Annotated in this window: 16 protein-coding genes; 15 read left to right on the forward strand and 1 reads right to left on the reverse strand. The window is 68.0% G+C overall.

Going from position 1 to position 16,264, the window contains the following annotated elements:
- Positions 1-184 precede the first annotated feature (184 nt).
- From K5880_RS19455 to K5880_RS19525, 15 genes are all read left to right on the forward strand, one after another.
- Complete coding sequence (locus K5880_RS19455) at positions 185-2,299, forward strand: 3-hydroxyacyl-CoA dehydrogenase NAD-binding domain-containing protein (protein WP_297656283.1); 2,115 nt, start codon at positions 185-187, stop codon at positions 2,297-2,299.
- Between the two features lie 34 nt (positions 2,300-2,333).
- Positions 2,334-3,509: an acetyl-CoA C-acyltransferase gene (locus K5880_RS19460; protein WP_297656286.1), complete on the forward strand. Its 1,176-nt coding sequence runs from the start codon at positions 2,334-2,336 to the stop codon at positions 3,507-3,509.
- A 17-nt stretch (positions 3,510-3,526) separates the two neighbouring features.
- Entirely contained in the window at positions 3,527-3,964 is a 438-nt protein-coding gene (locus tag K5880_RS19465; protein WP_297656476.1) for a PaaI family thioesterase, read from the forward strand.
- A gap of 17 nt (positions 3,965-3,981) precedes the next feature.
- Positions 3,982-5,805, forward strand: coding sequence for an acyl-CoA dehydrogenase (locus tag K5880_RS19470; RefSeq protein ID WP_297656289.1), 1,824 nt, complete (start codon positions 3,982-3,984; stop codon positions 5,803-5,805).
- The gene (locus tag K5880_RS19475; protein ID WP_297656292.1) at positions 5,805-6,104 is read left to right on the forward strand and encodes a Dabb family protein; all 300 of its coding nucleotides are present in this window, start codon (positions 5,805-5,807) and stop codon (positions 6,102-6,104) included. The genes K5880_RS19470 and K5880_RS19475 overlap by 1 nt, the downstream gene beginning before the upstream one ends.
- Before the next feature lie 73 nt (positions 6,105-6,177).
- Positions 6,178-6,969, forward strand: coding sequence for an SDR family oxidoreductase (locus K5880_RS19480; protein ID WP_297656294.1), 792 nt, complete (start codon positions 6,178-6,180; stop codon positions 6,967-6,969).
- Between the two features lie 120 nt (positions 6,970-7,089).
- A complete protein-coding gene (locus tag K5880_RS19485; protein WP_297656296.1) occupies positions 7,090-7,518 on the forward strand; it encodes a PaaI family thioesterase in 429 nt (142 codons plus the stop codon).
- A 29-nt stretch (positions 7,519-7,547) separates the two neighbouring features.
- Positions 7,548-8,564 (forward strand): NADP-dependent oxidoreductase, encoded by a 1,017-nt coding sequence (locus tag K5880_RS19490; RefSeq protein WP_297656297.1) that lies wholly within the window; start codon positions 7,548-7,550, stop codon positions 8,562-8,564.
- A 20-nt stretch (positions 8,565-8,584) separates the two neighbouring features.
- Positions 8,585-10,225, forward strand: a complete 1,641-nt coding sequence (locus tag K5880_RS19495; protein WP_297656299.1) for an isovaleryl-CoA dehydrogenase — start codon at positions 8,585-8,587, stop codon at positions 10,223-10,225.
- A gap of 19 nt (positions 10,226-10,244) precedes the next feature.
- Entirely contained in the window at positions 10,245-11,180 is a 936-nt protein-coding gene (locus K5880_RS19500) for a glutathione S-transferase family protein (protein WP_297656302.1), read from the forward strand.
- The gene (locus K5880_RS19505; RefSeq protein WP_297656305.1) at positions 11,177-11,632 is read left to right on the forward strand and encodes a GNAT family N-acetyltransferase; all 456 of its coding nucleotides are present in this window, start codon (positions 11,177-11,179) and stop codon (positions 11,630-11,632) included. Before K5880_RS19500 ends, K5880_RS19505 begins: the two co-directional genes overlap by 4 nt.
- Positions 11,633-11,663: 31 nt before the next feature.
- The gene (locus tag K5880_RS19510) at positions 11,664-12,569 is read left to right on the forward strand and encodes an SDR family oxidoreductase (RefSeq protein WP_297656309.1); all 906 of its coding nucleotides are present in this window, start codon (positions 11,664-11,666) and stop codon (positions 12,567-12,569) included.
- Positions 12,570-12,587: 18 nt separating this feature from the next.
- Positions 12,588-13,148 carry a methylated-DNA--[protein]-cysteine S-methyltransferase gene (locus K5880_RS19515; RefSeq protein WP_297656311.1) on the forward strand — a complete coding sequence of 187 codons (561 nt, stop codon included), beginning with the start codon at positions 12,588-12,590 and terminating at the stop codon, positions 13,146-13,148.
- Positions 13,145-14,065 carry an AraC family transcriptional regulator gene (locus K5880_RS19520; protein ID WP_297656314.1) on the forward strand — a complete coding sequence of 307 codons (921 nt, stop codon included), beginning with the start codon at positions 13,145-13,147 and terminating at the stop codon, positions 14,063-14,065. The genes K5880_RS19515 and K5880_RS19520 overlap by 4 nt, the downstream gene beginning before the upstream one ends.
- Complete coding sequence (locus tag K5880_RS19525) at positions 14,044-14,403, forward strand: VOC family protein (RefSeq protein ID WP_297656317.1); 360 nt, start codon at positions 14,044-14,046, stop codon at positions 14,401-14,403. The genes K5880_RS19520 and K5880_RS19525 overlap by 22 nt, the downstream gene beginning before the upstream one ends.
- Positions 14,404-14,416: 13 nt before the next feature.
- Here the strand turns inward: K5880_RS19525 and K5880_RS19530 are convergent, their stop codons facing one another.
- Positions 14,417-16,228: a monovalent cation:proton antiporter-2 (CPA2) family protein gene (locus K5880_RS19530; protein WP_297656321.1), complete on the reverse strand. Its 1,812-nt coding sequence runs from the start codon at positions 16,226-16,228 to the stop codon at positions 14,417-14,419.
- Between the last annotated feature and the right edge of the window lie 36 nt (positions 16,229-16,264).

Raw genomic sequence — 16,264 nt, forward strand, 5'->3', positions numbered from 1 at the left:
CTGGTACGGGCACGTGCGCCGGCCAGGTGCGGGCTTCTGCCCGAGGTTCATTCCGAGACAAGCCGGCGACACCTGGCTCTTGCGGCACTGCACAATCTTCCTAGAATCGAACGATCGTTCTTTTTACCGAAGAACGTCACAGTCAACGCCCTCAGACACTGCCTGACACAACGAAGGAGCTTCCATGACCGCTGAGTACAAGGTCCACGGCGATGTGGCCGTCATCACCATGAACAACCCCCCGGTCAACGGCCTGGGGTTGTCTACCCGCCAGGGCATCACCGACGGACTGGCGCAGGCCGAGGCCGATCCGGCGGTCAAGGCGATCGTGCTCACCGGCGCGGGCAAGGCCTTCTCGGGCGGTGCGGACATCCGCGAATTCGGTTCGCCCAAGGCGCTGGCCGAACCCAACCTGCTGTCGGTCATCCTGGCGGTGGAAAACGCGTCCAAGCCGGTCGTGGCCGCCATGCACAGTGTCGCCATGGGGGGTGGCCTGGAGCTGGCCCTGGGCTGCCACTACCGCATCGCCGCACCCGGCACCAATGTGGCGCTGCCCGAGGTCAAGCTCGGCCTGATCCCTGGCGCCGGCGGCACGCAGCGCCTGCCGCGCGCCCTGGGCGTGGAGGCCGCGCTGAACATGATCGTCAGCGGCGAGCCCGTCAAGAGCGAGATGCTGGCGCAGTTGCCCGGCCAGATGCTGTTCAACAAGCTGTCCGCCTCGCCCGAGAGCCTGGCCGACGAAGCCCTGGCGCTGGCGCGCGAGATGGCGGCCAAGCACGCCGACGGCAGCGCGCTGCCCAAGGTGCGCAACCTGCCGTGCAAGCACCCGCAAGGCGACGCCTACTTCCAGTTCGCGCGCAACATGGTCAAGGGCATGTCGAAGAACTTCCCCGCGCCCGCCAAGTGCGTGGACGCGGTGGAAGCGGCGACGAAGAAGAAGTTCGACGACGGCATGGTGTTCGAGCGCGAGATCTTCATCAACCTGATGTGGACGCCCGAATGCCGCGCGCTGCGCCATCTGTTCACCGCCGAGCGCGCTGCGAGCAAGATTCCCGATGTGCCGGAAGACACACCGAAGCGCGAGATCGCGTCGGTGGCGGTGATCGGCGCCGGCACCATGGGTGGCGGCATCTCGATGAACTTCCTCAACGCCGGCATCCCGGTGAAGATTCTGGAGATGAAGCAGGACGCGCTGGACCGTGGCATCGCGACCATCCGCAAGAACTACGAAGCCCAGGTCAAGAAGGGCAAGCTCAAACAGGACAAGTACGAGCAGCGCATGGCGCTGCTGAGCACCACGCTGAGCTACGACGACCTCAAGGATGCCGACCTCGTGATCGAAGCCGTGTTCGAGGACATCGGCGTGAAGGAGGCCGTGTTCAAGGAACTCGACCGCGTGATGAAGCCCGGCGCGATCCTGGCCAGCAACACCTCGACGCTCGACGTGAACAAGATCGCCTCGTTCACCCAGCGTCCGCAGGACGTGGTGGGCCTGCACTTCTTCAGCCCGGCCAACGTGATGAAGCTGCTCGAAGTGGTGCGTGGCGAGAAGACCGCCAAGGACGTGATGGCCACGGTGATGACGGTGGCCAAGAAGATCAAGAAGACCGCCGTGGTCTCCGGCGTGTGCGACGGTTTCATCGGCAACCGCATGATCGAACAATACGGCCGCCAGGGCGGCTTCCTCCTCGACGAAGGCTGCACGCCCGAGCAGGTCGACAAGGCGATGGAAAAGTTCGGCATGGCCATGGGCCCGTTCCGCATGGGCGACCTGGCCGGCAACGACATCGGCTGGGCGATCCGCAAGCGCCGCTACCAGGAAAAGCCGGACATGAAGTACAGCAAGACGGCCGACCTGCTGTGCGAGAAGGGCCGCTTTGGCCAGAAGACTGGCGCCGGCTGGTACGACTACGTGCCGGGCAAGCGCGACGCGATCCCGAACGCCGAGGTCGTGAAGATGATCGAGGACCACCGCAAGTCGCTCGGCATCACGCCGCGCAAGATCTCCGACGAAGAGATCGTGCAGCGCCTGGTGTACGCGCTGGTGAACGAGGCCGCGCACATCCTGGAAGAGGGCATTGCCAACAAGGCCAGCGACATCGACGTGGTCTACATCTTCGGTTACGGCTTCCCCGCGCACCGCGGTGGCCCGATGATCTACGCCGACACCGTGGGCCTGTTCAACGTGGTGCAGAGCATGAAGCGTTTCGCGAAGAACCCGCTGGACGACGCGAAATTCTGGGAGCCGGCACCGCTGCTGGCCCGCCTGGTCGCCGAAGGCAAGACCTTCAACGCCTGACCCCACAGCACAAGACCGAACCAGGAGAACTTTCATGACCAACGCCGTCATCGTTTCCACCGCCCGCACGCCCCTGGCCAAGAGCTGGAAGGGCGCCTTCAACATGACCCACGGTGCCACCCTCGGCGGCCACGCGGTGCAGCATGCCGTGCAGCGCGCCGGCATCGAAGCCGCCGAAGTGGACGACGTCATCATGGGCTGCGCCAACCCCGAAGGCGCCACCGGCGCCAACATCGCGCGCCAGATCGCCCTGCGCGCCGGCCTGCCCATCACCACCTCGGGCATGACGGTCAACCGCTTCTGCTCGTCCGGCCTGCAGACCATTGCGATGGCCGCGCAGCGCATCATTGCAGGCGAAGGTGATGTGTACGTGGCCGGTGGCGTGGAAAGCATCTCCTGCGTGCAGCAGGAAATGAACACCCACATGCTGGCCGACCCCTGGCTTGTCGCGAACAAGCCCGAGATCTACTGGAACATGCTGCAGACCGCCGAACAGGTGGCCAAGCGCTACAACATCAGCCGCGACGCCATGGACGAGTACGGTGCCGCCAGCCAGCAAAAGGCCACGGCTGCGCTGGAAGCCGGCCTGTTCAAGGCCGAGATCGCCCCCATCACCGTGACCGCCGGCGTGGCCGACAAGGTCATGGGCCTCACCACGAAGAAGGTGACAGTGGAGGACGACGAAGGCATCCGCGCTGGCACCACCAAGGAAGGCATCAGCGGCATCCGCCCGGCCGTGCCCGGCGGCGTGATTTCGGCCGGCAACGCCAGCCAGTTCAGCGACGGCGGCGGCGCCTGCGTGCTGATGAACGAAACCATGGCCGAGAAGCGCGGCCTCCAACCCCTGGGCCGTTTTCTCGGCTTCGCCGTGGCCGGTTGCGAACCCGATGAAATGGGCATCGGCCCGGTGTTCGCCATCCCCAAGGTGCTCGCCCGCCTGGGCCTGAAGATCGGCGACATCGACCTGTGGGAACTCAACGAAGCCTTCGCGGTGCAGGTGATCTACTGCCGCGACAAGCTGGGCATCCCGGGCGACAGGCTCAACGTCAACGGCGGCGCCATTGCGGTGGGCCATCCCTATGGCGTCTCGGGCCAGCGCCTGACCGGCCACGCGCTGATCGAAGGCAAGCGCCGCGGCGCCAAGCGCGTCTGCGTGACCATGTGCATCGGCGGCGGCATGGGCGCAGCCGGCGTCTTCGAAGTGCTCTGAGGACGATCGCCATGGCCATGGCCGAGGCCAGCGTCAGCCCCGAGGTGTTTCTCGCCATGGGGCGCGAGGTGCTGGCCGCCCAGCCGTTCTCGCGCCTGATCGGCGCCGAACTCGCCGCCTTCTCCAGGGGGCGCTGCGAACTGCACGTGCCCATCGTCGAGTCCGTCAAGCAGCAGCTGGGCTTCGTGCACGGCGGCGTGCTCAGCTATGCGGCCGACAATGCGCTGACCTACGCGGGTGGCAGCGCACTGGGCCTGCCCGTGGTCACCAGTGAGTTCAAGATCAACTACCTGCGGCCGGCGATGGGCGAGCGCCTGATCGCGCGCGCCGAGGCGGTGCACACCGGCAAGACCCAATCGGTCTGCCGGTGCGATGTGTTCGTGCTGCAGGACGGCGTGGAAAAGCTCTGCGCGGTGGCGCAGGGCACCATTGCCGCGCTGCCGCCCAGGACCTGAACAGAAGAAGAGACACCATGAGCCTTCGCCCCACCGTCGATTTCCTGCTGTACGACTGGCTGAATGCCCCGTCTCTCAGCGAGCGCGAACGCTTCGCCGACCACAGCCGCGAGACCTTCGACGCGGTGCTCGACACCTGCGAGCGCATCGCGCGCGAGAAGTACGCCCCCTTCAACCGCGTGGTGGACACGCAGGAGCCGCACTTCGATGGCGAGCGCGTGATCCTGCCGCAGGCCACGCACGACGCGCAGAAGGCCTACGCGGCCTCGGGCATGCTCAGCGCCGCGCAGGACTACGAGGTGGGTGGCATGCAGCTGCCCTACACGGTGGAGGCCGCGGCCAATGCCTTCTTCGCCATGGCCTCGGTGAGCATCGGCAGCGGCATGCTCACCACCGGCAACGCCAACCTGCTCATGGTGCACGGCACCGAAGCGCAGAAGAACGTGTTCGCGCTCAATGAATTCAGCGGGCGCTTCTCGGGCACCATGTGCCTGTCCGAGCCGCAGGCCGGCTCCAGCCTGAGCGACGTGGCAACGCGCGCCGTGCCCGATGGCGCCGACTTCGCGGACGACCCGCTGGGGCCCCGCTACCGCCTCAAGGGCAACAAGATGTGGATCTCGGCCGGTGAACACGAGCTGACCGAGAACATCATCCACCTGGTGCTGGCCAAGATCCCGGACGAGAACGGCAAGCTCGTGCCCGGCACGCGCGGCATCTCGCTCTTCATCGTGCCCAAGAAACTGGTGAACACCGCGGGTGAGTTGACCGGCGAGCGCAACGACGTGGCGCTGGCCGGCCTGAACCACAAGTGCGGCTGGCGCGGCACCACCAACACGCTGCTCAACTTCGGCGAAGGCAAGTACCCCGTCAAGGGCGAAGCGGGCGCCGTGGGCTACCTGGTGGGGCAGGCGGGCAAGGGCCTGCACTGCATGTTCCACATGATGAACGAGGCCCGCATCGGCGTGGGCATGGCCGCCACGATGCTGGGCATGGCCGGCTACCACGCCAGCCTGGACTACGCGAAGAACCGTCCGCAAGGCCGCCCCATGGGACCAGCCGGCAAGGACCCGGCGCAAGCGCCGGTGCGCATCATCGAACACGCGGATGTGAAACGCATGCTGCTGGCGCAGAAGGCGTACTGCGAAGGCGCGCTCGCGCTCGAGCTCTACTGCGCGCGCCTGGTGGACGAACAGCACACAGCCGACGCCGCCACGGCGGACGACGCGCGCCTGCTGCTGGAGGTGCTCACGCCCATCGCCAAGAGCTGGCCGAGCGAGTGGTGCCTGGAGGCCAACAGCCTCGCGATCCAGATCCACGGCGGCTACGGCTACACGCGCGACTTCCCGGTCGAGCAGTACTGGCGCGACAACCGCCTGAACATGATCCACGAGGGCACGCACGGCATCCAGGCCATGGACCTGCTGGGCCGCAAGGTGCTGATGGAGGGCGGCAAGGGCCTGAGCCTGCTGGCCGGGCGCATCAACGCCACGATCCAGCGCGCGAGCCAGGTGCCCGAACTCGCCGCGCACGCCAGCGCGCTGGGTCAGGCGCTGGCGCAGGTCGGTGCGGCCACCCAGGCCGCCTGGGCCACCGGCGAGCCGACCGACGCGCTCGCCAATGCCGTGCCCTACCTGCAGGCCTTCGGCCACACGGTGCTGGCGTGGATCTGGCTGGACGTGGCGCTGGCCGCGCAAGTGGCGCCCGCATCGGCCGCGCGCACCGGCCGCCTGGGCGCCATGCGCTTCTTCTTCCACTACGAGCTGCCGAAGATCGGCGCCTGGCTGCAGGTGGTGAGCAGCCGCGACCAGACCTGCGCGGCCCTGCCGGAAGAGGCCTTCTGATGCTGCAGCACATCGTCATGTGGAAGATCAAGGCCACGGCGGACGGCAGCCGCGAGGCCAACCTCGCCAAGGCCCGCAGCCTGCTCGAGGCCTGCGCCCAACTCGTGCCCGGCATCGTGAAGTTCGAGGTGGCCACGGCCCAGCCCGGCCTGGAATGCACCTACGATCTGGTGCTCAACAGCACGTTCACCGACCGCGACGCGCTCGCCGCCTACCAGGGCCACCCCTCGCACGCGGCGCTCAAGCCCTTCATGCGCGCGGTCGTGGAGCAGCGGCAGTGCATGGATTACGAGATTTGAGCACCGGACACGGTGCCCCCACCCCAACCCTCCCCCAGCGCGGGAGGGAGCTTGACAACCAGGAGACCTGAACATGACCCGAACCATTCCCCAACTCTTCGACCTCAAGGGCAGGACGGCCCTGATCACCGGTGGCTCGCGCGGGCTGGGCCTGCAGATGGCGCACGCGCTGGGCGAGGCCGGCGCGCGCGTGCTGGTGAGTTCGCGCAAGGCCGAGGACCTGGAGAGCGCCGTTGCCGAGCTGCAGGCCGCCGGCATCGACGCGCGCTGGTTCGCCGCCGACTGCTCGAAAGAAGAGGAGATCCACCGCCTGGCCGACGAGAGCCTGCAGCGCCTGGGCGACATCGACATCCTGGTGAACAACGCCGGTGCCGCCTGGGGCGCGCCGGCCGAGGACCACCCGGTCGAGGCATGGGACAAGGTGATGAACCTCAACGTGCGCAGCTACTTCATCCTCAGCCAGGTGATCGCCCGGCGCAGCATGATCGCGCGCAAGAGCGGCCGCATCATCAACACCGCGTCCATCGCCGGCCTGGGCGGCAACCCCTCGGGCATGAACACCATCGCCTACAACACCTCCAAGGGCGCGGTCATCAACTTCACCCGCGCGCTGGCCGCCGAATGGGGCAAGTACGGCATCACCGTCAACGCCATCTGCCCGGGCTTCTTCCCGAGCAAGATGACGGTGGGCACGCTCAAGGCCATGGGTGAAGACAAGCTCGCGGCGCACGCCCCCCTGCGCCGCCTGGGCGACGACGAGGACTTGAAAGGCCTGACCGTGCTCTACGCGTCGGACGCCGGCAAGCACATCACCGGCCAGTGGCTGGCGGTGGACGGTGGCGTGTCCGTGATCACCGGCGGCTGAGCACACCCACATCGTTCGGCCGAGCACAATACCGTTCGGGCTGAGCCTGTCGAAGCCCTCGCACTCACATTGCAAGAACCCTTCGACAAGCTCAGGGCGAACGGAAATATTTTCAGATCCATGAAATTCAGTGTCCGCATCCCCTTCGTCGAATTGCTTGGTTTCGAGCTGCAGCGCATGGAGGCGGGCGAGGCCGAGATCACGTTCACGCCCACTGGTGAACACCTCAATTCCTTCGACGTGGTGCACGGCGGCGCGAGCATGACCCTGCTCGACGTGGTCATGGCGCACGCCGCGCGCTCGAACGAGCCGGACATGGGCGCGGTGACGATCGAGATGAAAACCAGCTTCATGCGCGCGGCCAGGGGCCCGCTGCGCGCTACCGGCCGCACACTGCACCGCACCGCCACCCTGGTGTTCACCGAGGCCAGCCTCTACGACGCTGCCGGCAAGCTCTGCGCCCACGCCACCGGCACCTTCAAGCTGATGCCGCGACTGGCCACCGGGCCGGGCAGCGCACAGCCGCTCAACCGCATTTCCACCGACTGACCCCTTTTCCCCAAGACCGGAGACCCCCCATGCCCGCCAACCAGCAGATCCTTCTCGACAACCGCCCCCAGGGCGAAGCCACCGTGGCCAACTTCAAGCTCGTCACCGCCCAGACGCCCGCGCTGGCCGATGGCCAGGTGCTGGTGCGCCACCACTACCTGAGCCTGGACCCGTACATGCGCGGGCGCATGAACGACAGCAAGAGCTACGCCGCCTCGCAAGCGCTGGGCGAGGTCATGATCGGCGGCACCGTGGGCGAGGTGGCCGAATCGAAGCACCCCAAGTTCCAGCCCGGCGACAAGGTCGTGGGCATGGGTGGCTGGCAGGAGTACAGCGTGGTCGACGCCGGCCAGCCCGGCGCGCTGCGCAAGGTCGACACCACGCATGTGCCGCTCTCGCACTACCTGGGCGCGGTCGGCATGCCGGGCGTGACCGCCTGGTACGGCCTGGTGAAGATCATCAACCCCAAGGCGGGCGACACGGTGGTGGTCAGCGCCGCCACCGGTGCCGTGGGCAGTGCCTTCGGTGCGCTGGCCAAGGCGCGCGGCTGCCGCGCGGTGGGCATCGCCGGCGGCCCCGACAAGTGCAAGTACGCGGTGGAGGAACTCGGCTTCGACGCCTGCATCGACTACAAGGTGCACAAGGACATGTACTCCCTGGCCAAGGCGCTCAAGGACGCGTGCCCCAGCGGCATCGACGGCTACTTTGAAAACGTCGGCGGCATGATCCTGGACGCGGTGCTGCTGCGCATGAACGCCTTCGGCCGCATCGCCGTCTGCGGCATGATCGCCGGCTACGACGGCCAGCCGCTGCCGCTGGCCAACCCCGCGCTGATCCTGGTCAACCGCCTCAAGGTCGAGGGTTTCATCGTCAGCGAGCACATGGAAGTCTGGCCCGAGGCGCTGACCGAACTGGGCACGCTGGTGGGCACCGGCAAGCTGCGCCCGCGCGAGACCATCGCACAGGGCATCGCGTCCGCGCCCGAGGCATTCCTGGGTCTGCTCAAAGGCAAGAACTTCGGCAAGCAGCTCGTGAAGCTGATCTGAAGGTATCGCAGGAGGCGCCCATGTCGACCACGCACGAGGTGTTCAACCAGCCTGTGCCGCTGGTGGACGTGAATCTGTTTGCCGTCAACCGGGCCATGCAGTCGGCGCTGGCGTTCAACGCGCCTGCACTGGACACTGCCCCGTTGCAGGCACTGGGCGCCGTGGTGGGCAGTGGCGAGATGCAGACGCACGCGCGGCTGGCCAATGTGCACGCGCCGCAGCTCAAGACGCACAGCCGCTTCGGCCACCGCATCGACCAGGTGGAGTTCCACCCGAGTTACCACGCGCTGATGACGGAGGCGGTGGGTGCCGGCCTGCATGGCACGCCCTGGGGTGAGGGTGGAACGAGCCCACACCTGCTCAGAGCCGCAGGCTTCATGCTCTTCACCGAGCTCGAACCCTCCGTCCTCTGCCCCATCTCCATGAGCTACGCGGTCGCACCCGCGCTCAGGGACAACCCGGCCATCTACAAGGACTGGGCACCTGGCCTCACCAGCCGCGCCTACGACCCCGCGCTCAAGGTCTGGCGCGACAAACCCGGCCTGACCATGGGCATGGGCATGACGGAAAAGCAGGGCGGTTCGGACGTGCGCGCCAACACCACGCGCGCAGAACCCGCCGGGTCCGACGCCTGGGGCCAGCGCTTCAGCGTCACCGGCCACAAGTGGTTCTTTTCGGCGCCGATGTGCGACGCCTTTCTGATCCTGGCGCAGACGGCCAGTGGCCTCTCCTGCCTGTTCCTGCCGCGCGTGCTGCCCGACGGCACGATGAACGCGATCTTCATCCAGCGCCTGAAGGACAAGCTGGGCAACAAGGCCAACGCAAGTTCCGAGGTGGAGTTCGTCGGTGCCAGTGCCTGGCTGGTGGGTGAAGAGGGGCGCGGCGTGCCGCAGATCCTGGCCATGGGCACGATGACGCGGCTGGACTGCGCCCTGGGCACCAGCGGACTGATGCGGCAGGCGCTCAGCATCGCGCTGAACCACACCACGCAGCGCAAGGCCTTCGGCAAGGCGCTGATCGACCAGCCACTGATGAAGAACGTGCTGGCCGACCTCGCGCTGGAATCCGAAGCGTCCACGGCACTCGCGCTGCGCCTGGCGCGCAGCTTCGACCGCGCGAGCGATCCGCACGAGCAGGTGATGACGCGCCTGCTGACGCCGGTGGCCAAGTTCTGGATCTGCAAGCGTGGCAGCCACTTCGCGCAGGAAGCCATGGAATGCCTGGGCGGCAACGGTTACGTGGAGGAGGGCGGCGAGGGCATCATGGCGCGCATCTACCGCGAGATGCCGCTCAACTCGATCTGGGAAGGCGCGGGCAACATCATGGCGCTGGACCTGCTGCGCGCCTTGCGCAAGGCCGACGCGGCCGCCGCGCTGGCCCACGAACTCGCGCCCGCGCGCGGCATGCACCCGGCGCTGGACCACCTGGTCGAGCGCCTGCCCGCGCGCGTGGAAGAGATGGCCACCGAGATGGAGGCCCGCCGCCTGGCGCAGGACGTGGCGCTGGCCGTGCAGGCGGCGCTGCTGGCGCAGACCGCGCCCACGGCCGTGTTCGGCGCCTTCTGCGAGTCGCGCCTGGGCGGGCAGTGGGGCCACAGCTTCGGCTCGCTGGGCGCCGGCACCGATTTCGACGCCATCATCCACCGCGCCTTGCCGCACTGATCTGCACTCCGGAGACCTCATGTCCGACCTCATCCTGCACCACTACGCCACCTCACCCTTCTCTGAAAAGGTGCGCCTGATGCTCGGCCACAAGGGCCTGGCCTGGCAGAGCGTGAACATCCCGCGCATCCTGCCCAAGCCCGATGTGATCGCGCTCACCGGCGGCTACCGCCGTACGCCGTTCCTGCAGATCGGTGCCGACATCTATTGCGACACCGCCCTCATCTGCGACGTGCTCGAACACCGCCAGCCCGAGCCGCCGCTCTATCCCGAACACCAGAAAGGTGTGGCGCGCGTGCTGGCGCAGTGGGCCGACCACACGCTGTTCTGGGCTGCAATGGCCTACAACCTCAGCCCCAAGGGCGCAGCCGCGCTGTTTGCCGGCCAGCCGCCCGAAGCGGCACAGGCCTTTGGAGCCGACCGGGGCGCCATGCGCAGCAACATGACCAGCCTGCGCCCGGGCGATGCCACCGCGGCCTACCGCAGTTATCTGCGCCGCCTCTCCACCATGGTCGAGGAACAGCCTTTCTTGCTCGGCAGCGCGCCCTGCGTGGCCGACTTCGCGGCCTACCATCCCCTGTGGTTCAGCCGCGTGGTCAACCCCGCGATGGCCGGCATCCTGGACGCCACGCCGCACGTGATCGAGTGGATGGACCGCATGGCCGCCATTGGCCACGGGCAGATGAGCAAGCTGAGCGCGACCGAAGCGATCGCGATCGCCGCCGCCGCGCAGCCCGTTCCCCACGCCGACGACACCTTCCAGGACGACCACGGCATCGCGCTGGGCAGCCGCGTCACCGTGGCGGCGGAGTCGTTCGGCCAGGAACCCACCGAAGGCATCCTGCGCGCGGCCACGCGCACCCGCTACACGCTGGAGCGCACCGACGAGCGCGCCGGCCTGCTGCACGTGCACTTTCCGCGCATCGGCTATGTGCTGAGGGAAGTGCGAACTTGAGTGGCCCCGTCCACTGGCGCTGCCTGCCCTTCGATGCCCTGCATGCCCGCACGCTCTATGCCCTGTTGCGGCTGCGCACCCAGGTCTTCGTGATGGAACAGCGCTGCATCTACCTCGACATGGACGGCGCGGATGTGCCATGTTTTCACCTGCTGGGCGAGCGCGCGCAGAGCCTGGTGGGCTATGCGCGCCTGGTGCCGCCGGGCCTGAAGTTCACGGAGGCCAGCATTGGCCGCGTCATCACCGACGAGAGCGCGCGCGGCACTGGCCTGGGCCATGTGCTGATCGACGAGGCGGTGCGTCAGCTGCATGCCATCTGGGGTGTGCAGGCGATCCGGATCAGCGCCCAGTCGCGGTTGCAGGCCTTCTACCGCCAGCACGGCTTCGAGCCCGAGGGCGAGATCTATCTGGAAGACGGCATCGACCACATCGAGATGCTGCTGACGCCATGAGTTTTTCTTCACGCACCCACAGGAGACACGGATGATTCAGGATTTCACAGGCAAGACGGCGGTGCTCACCGGCGCTGGCTCGGGCTTCGGCCTCGAATGCGCGCGCATCGGCGCGAAGCGGGGCATGAACCTCGTGCTGGTCGACGTGCAGCAGGACGCGCTGGACAAGGCAACCGCCGAGATGGAGGCCACCGGCGTGCGCGTGCTCTCGCGCAAGGTGGACGTGTCGAACCAGGCGCAGATGGAGGCGCTGGCCGCCGACGTGCAGAAGACCTTCGGCGCGCCGCACTTCGTCTTCAACAACGCGGGCGTGGGCTCGGGTGGCCTGATCTGGGAGAACTCGGTCAAGGACTGGGAATGGGTGCTGGGCGTGAACCTCTGGGGCGTGGTGCACGGCGTGCGCCTGTTCACGCCCATGATGCTGGCCGCCGCGAAGGTCGACCCCGCCTGGCGCGGCCACATCGTCAACACCGCCAGCATGGCAGGCCTGCTGACGCCGCCCAACATGGGCATCTACAACGTCAGCAAGCACGCCGTGGTGAGCCTGACCGAGACGCTGTACCAGGACCTGAAACTCGTGAGCGACCAGCTCAGTGCCAGCGTGCTCTGCCCGTACTTCGTGCCCACTGGCATCAGCCAGAGCCACCGCAACAAGCCCGCCGAGCTGGCCGACGAGAAGCCCACGCAAAGCCAGCTGATCGGCCAGGCCCAGAGCGACAAGGCCGTGAGCTCGGGCAAGGTCTCGGCGGCCGACGTGGCACAGCTGGTGTTCGACGCCATCACGGCCGACCGCTTCTACATCTTCAGCCACCCACGCGCGCTGGGCAATGTGCGCGCGCGCATGGAAGGTATCGTCAACATCACCAACCCGGCCGACCCGTTCCACGAGCGCCCCGAAATCGGCATCGCCCTGAAGGCGGCGCTGCGCGCGGTGTGAGCGCCGGATGAAACGACCATGGGCGAGGGCGGCCACGCGCTGTTTCACACCGCCATCGGCGTCTGCGGCATCGCCTGGGGACCGGGCGGCGTGGTCGCGGTGCAGCTGCCCGAGGCGGATGCGGCCCGCACCCGTGCACGGCTGCTGAAAGGGCTGGCACCGCTGCCCGAGGTGGCCCGGCCGCCCGCGCCGGTACAGGCGGCCATCGAAGGCGTGCAGGCCTTGCTGGAGGGCCGTTCGCGCAGCGACCTGCGCGAGATCGAACTCGACATGAGCCAGGTCACACCGTTCCAGCGCGCCGTGTATGCCATTGCCCGTGCGATACCACCCGGCCAGACGCGCACCTACGGTGAGGTGGCGCATGAACTCGGTGACCCGGGCCTGTCGCGCGCCGTCGGCCAGGCCCTGGGCCACAACCCGTTTGCCCCCATCGTGCCCTGCCACCGCGTGCTCGCGGCGGGTGCCCGCTCGGGAGGCTTTTCGGCCAGTGGCGGCGTGGCGACCAAGCTGCGCATGCTGCAGATCGAACACGCGCAGATCGGCGGGGCGCCCGGCCTGTTCGACGCAGACCCCGCATGATCACCACGACCGAGCTCCTGTCGGGTGCCATCCGGGTGGTGGACTACTGCTGCAGCGCCGGCCCCGCCGAGAAGCCGTTCACCGAGACGCACGCAGGCCACTCGGTGTCCTATGTGCGCAAGGGCAGCTTCGGCTACCGCACGCGGGGCGAGACCTACGAGCTGGTGGCCGGTTCGGTGCTGGTGGGCCACCCGGGCGACGAGTTCATGTGCACCCACGACCACCACGTCTGCGGCGACGAATGCCTGGCGTTTCACCTCTCGCCGGGCTTCGTCGATCTGGTCGGCGGCGACAAGCGCAACTGGCGCACCGGCGGTCTGCCGCCGCTGCCCGAACTCATGGTGCTGGGCGAGCTCGCGCAGGCGGTGGCCAGCGGCTGCAGCGATGCCGGCCTGGACGAAGTCGGCCTGTGGTTCGCCTCCCGCTTCGTGGATGTCGTCACCGGCCGCCAGCGCGCTCCGCAGCCCGCGAGCGAGCGAGACCGCCGCCGTGCCGTGGAGGCGGCGATGTGGATCGCCGCCCATTCGCACGAGGATGTCGACCTGGACCGCGCGGCCGGCGAGGTGGCCTTGAGCCCGTTTCATTTCCTGCGGCTGTTCTCGCGCGTGCTCGGCGTCACGCCGCACCAGTACCTGGTGCGTTCGCGGCTGCGCCACGCGGCGCGGTTGCTGGCCGACAGCGAACAAGCGGTGACCGACGTGGCCCTGGAGGTGGGCTTTGCCGACCTCAGCAACTTCGTGCGCACCTTCCACCGCGCGGCCGGTGTCTCGCCGCGCGGCTTTCGCCAGGCCGCCCGGACGGGGCCGCGCAAGGTGCGCAAGATTCTCCAAGACCGCGTGGCCGACCTCATCGACGATGGACGCCTGATCCACCCATCGAGCAGGAAACCATCCTCATGTACGACCACATCGGACTGAAAGTCAAAGACCTCGCTGCGAGCAAGCGCTTTTATGAAGCCGCACTCGCCCCCCTCGGCCACGTGCTCGGCTCGCACGACGACACTTATGCTGGCCTGGGCCCGGCAGGTGCCCCCGCGCTGTGGCTCTACGCCACCCCAGGCGCCCAAGGGCCGGGCACACACGTCGCATTCTGCGCCGCAAACCACGAGGCGGTGGACGCGTTCTACAAGGCCGGCCTGAAGGCGGGCGCAAAAGACAACGGCGGCCCCGGCCCGCGCCCCGACTACAGCCCGTCCTACTACGCGGCTTTTCTGATCGACCCCGACGGCAACAACGTCGAAGCGGTCTGTCCCTGAAAGGGCGAGGTGCTCAGGAAGCCGGCGGCGCGTCGGGTTCCTGCGGGGTCTTTTCCTGTTGCGCGGCGGCCTTTTTCACCTGGTTGCCCAGCACCAGCGCCCGCCCGGCGAACATGCCACCCGCAGCTTCCAGGTCCATGCGCTCGGTGTCGCGCTGGCGCAGGTGGTCCATGACGGCAATGGCCTCTTCTTCCTCGGCGCCCATGGTCAGCAGGGCCTGATGGCCCATGGCCATGGCGGACTCGAAGGTCTCGCGCACGAGGTAGTCCACGCCGGCCTTGCGCAGGTCCAGCACGTGTTCGCGGTCGAAGGCGCGCACCAGCAGCTGCGCCTGCGGGAACTCGGTCTTCGCCAGCGCGGCGATGCGGGTGGCGGCCTCCTTGTTGTCCAGGCACACCAGGATCGTCTGCGCCGTGTGCGCGCCCGCGGCGTGCAGCACGTCGGAGCGGCAGCCGTCGCCGTAGTAGACCTTGAAGCCGTAGGCCTCGGCGTCGCGGATCATCTGCACGTCGTTGTCGATGATGGTGATGCTCGCGCCGCGCGCGATCACGCCCTGGCTGGCGATCTGGCCGAAGCGGCCGAAGCCGATCACCAGCACGCTGGCGGCCCGGCCGTCCACCGCCTCGATGCCGTCCATGGACACGCCTTCCTTGCGCGCGAAGCGCTTGTGCACCAGCACCATCAGCGGCGTGAGCGCCATGGACAGCACCACGATGGCCGTCATGTTGGCGTTGACGGTGGCGTCGATCACGCGCGCGCCCAGCGCGGCGGAGAACAGCACGAAGGCGAATTCACCGCCTTGCGCCATGAGCACGGCGCGGTCCAGCGCGTCGGCGTGCGAACTTTTCGCGAAGCGCGCCACGGCGTAGATGCACAGGGCCTTGACCACCATCATGGCCAGCACACCACCCACGATGAGCGGCCAGTTGCGCGCCACCACGGCCAGGTCCAGCGACATGCCCACGCTGAGGAAGAACAGGCCGAGCAGCAGGCCGCGGAAGGGTTCGATGTCGGCCTCCAGCTGGTGGCGGAAGGTCGATTCGGACAGCAGCACGCCCGCGAGGAAGGCGCCCATGGCCATGGACAGGCCGCCGAGCTGCATCAGCAGCGCCGCGCCCAGAACCACCAGCAGCGCGGCGGCGGTCATCACCTCGCGCGCGCGGGACCGCGCCAGCACGCGGAACAGCGGGTTGAGCAGCCAGGTGCCCACGGCCACCAGCGCCACCAGCGAACCCAGCGCGAGCCCGATGGTGGCCCAGCGCGAGGCCTGCTCGGCCACCACCTGCGCGCCGGGTTCGTGCGCCGCCATGAACGCCACCACCGCCAGCAGCGGGACGATCAGCAGGTCCTCGAACAGCAGGATGGCGACGATCTTCTGGCCCCGCGGCTGGGCCATGTCGCCGCGCTCGCCCAGCACCTGCATCACCACGGCGGTGGAGGTGAGCACGAAACCCATGGCGCTGACGAAGGACACCCCGAGCGGGAAACCGAAGGCTAGGCCCACGCCGGTGAGCAGGAAACCGCAGACCACCACCTGCAGGCTGCCCAGCCCGAAGATCGCGCGGCGCAGGCTCCACAGGTGCGAGGGTTGCATCTCCAGGCCGATGACGAAGAGGTACATCACCACGCCAAGTTCGGCGATGTGCAGGATGGTGGCCGGGTCGTTGATCAGGCCCATGCCGAACGGACCGATGGCCAGGCCGCCGGCCAGGTAGCCCAGCACCGAGCCCAGGCCCAGGCGCTTGAACAGGGGAACGGCCACCACGGCGGCGCCCAGAAGGGTCACGACTTTGAGCAGGTCGCCTGCGCTGCCTTCAACGGCCATGGGGTTTCTCCAGTGAAATGGGGCGGGGTCCGGGAG

The organism is Hydrogenophaga sp., assembly GCF_025699295.1.
Taxonomy (GTDB): Bacteria; Pseudomonadota; Gammaproteobacteria; order Burkholderiales; family Burkholderiaceae_C; genus Hydrogenophaga.

Bases quoted from the DNA above. Each gene is read 5' to 3' on its own strand.
- K5880_RS19455 (WP_297656283.1), top strand. From the start codon at position 185: ATGACCGCTGAGTACAAGGTCCACGGCGATGTGGCCGTCATCACCATG.
- K5880_RS19460 (WP_297656286.1), top strand. From the start codon at position 2,334: ATGACCAACGCCGTCATCGTTTCCACCGCCCGCACGCCCCTGGCCAAG.
- K5880_RS19465 (WP_297656476.1), top strand. From the start codon at position 3,527: ATGGCCGAGGCCAGCGTCAGCCCCGAGGTGTTTCTCGCCATGGGGCGC.
- K5880_RS19470 (WP_297656289.1), top strand. From the start codon at position 3,982: ATGAGCCTTCGCCCCACCGTCGATTTCCTGCTGTACGACTGGCTGAAT.
- K5880_RS19475 (WP_297656292.1), top strand. From the start codon at position 5,805: ATGCTGCAGCACATCGTCATGTGGAAGATCAAGGCCACGGCGGACGGC.
- K5880_RS19480 (WP_297656294.1), top strand. From the start codon at position 6,178: ATGACCCGAACCATTCCCCAACTCTTCGACCTCAAGGGCAGGACGGCC.
- K5880_RS19485 (WP_297656296.1), top strand. From the start codon at position 7,090: ATGAAATTCAGTGTCCGCATCCCCTTCGTCGAATTGCTTGGTTTCGAG.
- K5880_RS19490 (WP_297656297.1), top strand. From the start codon at position 7,548: ATGCCCGCCAACCAGCAGATCCTTCTCGACAACCGCCCCCAGGGCGAA.
- K5880_RS19495 (WP_297656299.1), top strand. From the start codon at position 8,585: ATGTCGACCACGCACGAGGTGTTCAACCAGCCTGTGCCGCTGGTGGAC.
- K5880_RS19500 (WP_297656302.1), top strand. From the start codon at position 10,245: ATGTCCGACCTCATCCTGCACCACTACGCCACCTCACCCTTCTCTGAA.
- K5880_RS19510 (WP_297656309.1), top strand. From the start codon at position 11,664: ATGATTCAGGATTTCACAGGCAAGACGGCGGTGCTCACCGGCGCTGGC.
- K5880_RS19515 (WP_297656311.1), top strand. From the start codon at position 12,588: ATGGGCGAGGGCGGCCACGCGCTGTTTCACACCGCCATCGGCGTCTGC.
- K5880_RS19520 (WP_297656314.1), top strand. From the start codon at position 13,145: ATGATCACCACGACCGAGCTCCTGTCGGGTGCCATCCGGGTGGTGGAC.
- K5880_RS19525 (WP_297656317.1), top strand. From the start codon at position 14,044: ATGTACGACCACATCGGACTGAAAGTCAAAGACCTCGCTGCGAGCAAG.
- K5880_RS19530 (WP_297656321.1), bottom strand. From the start codon at position 16,228: ATGGCCGTTGAAGGCAGCGCAGGCGACCTGCTCAAAGTCGTGACCCTT.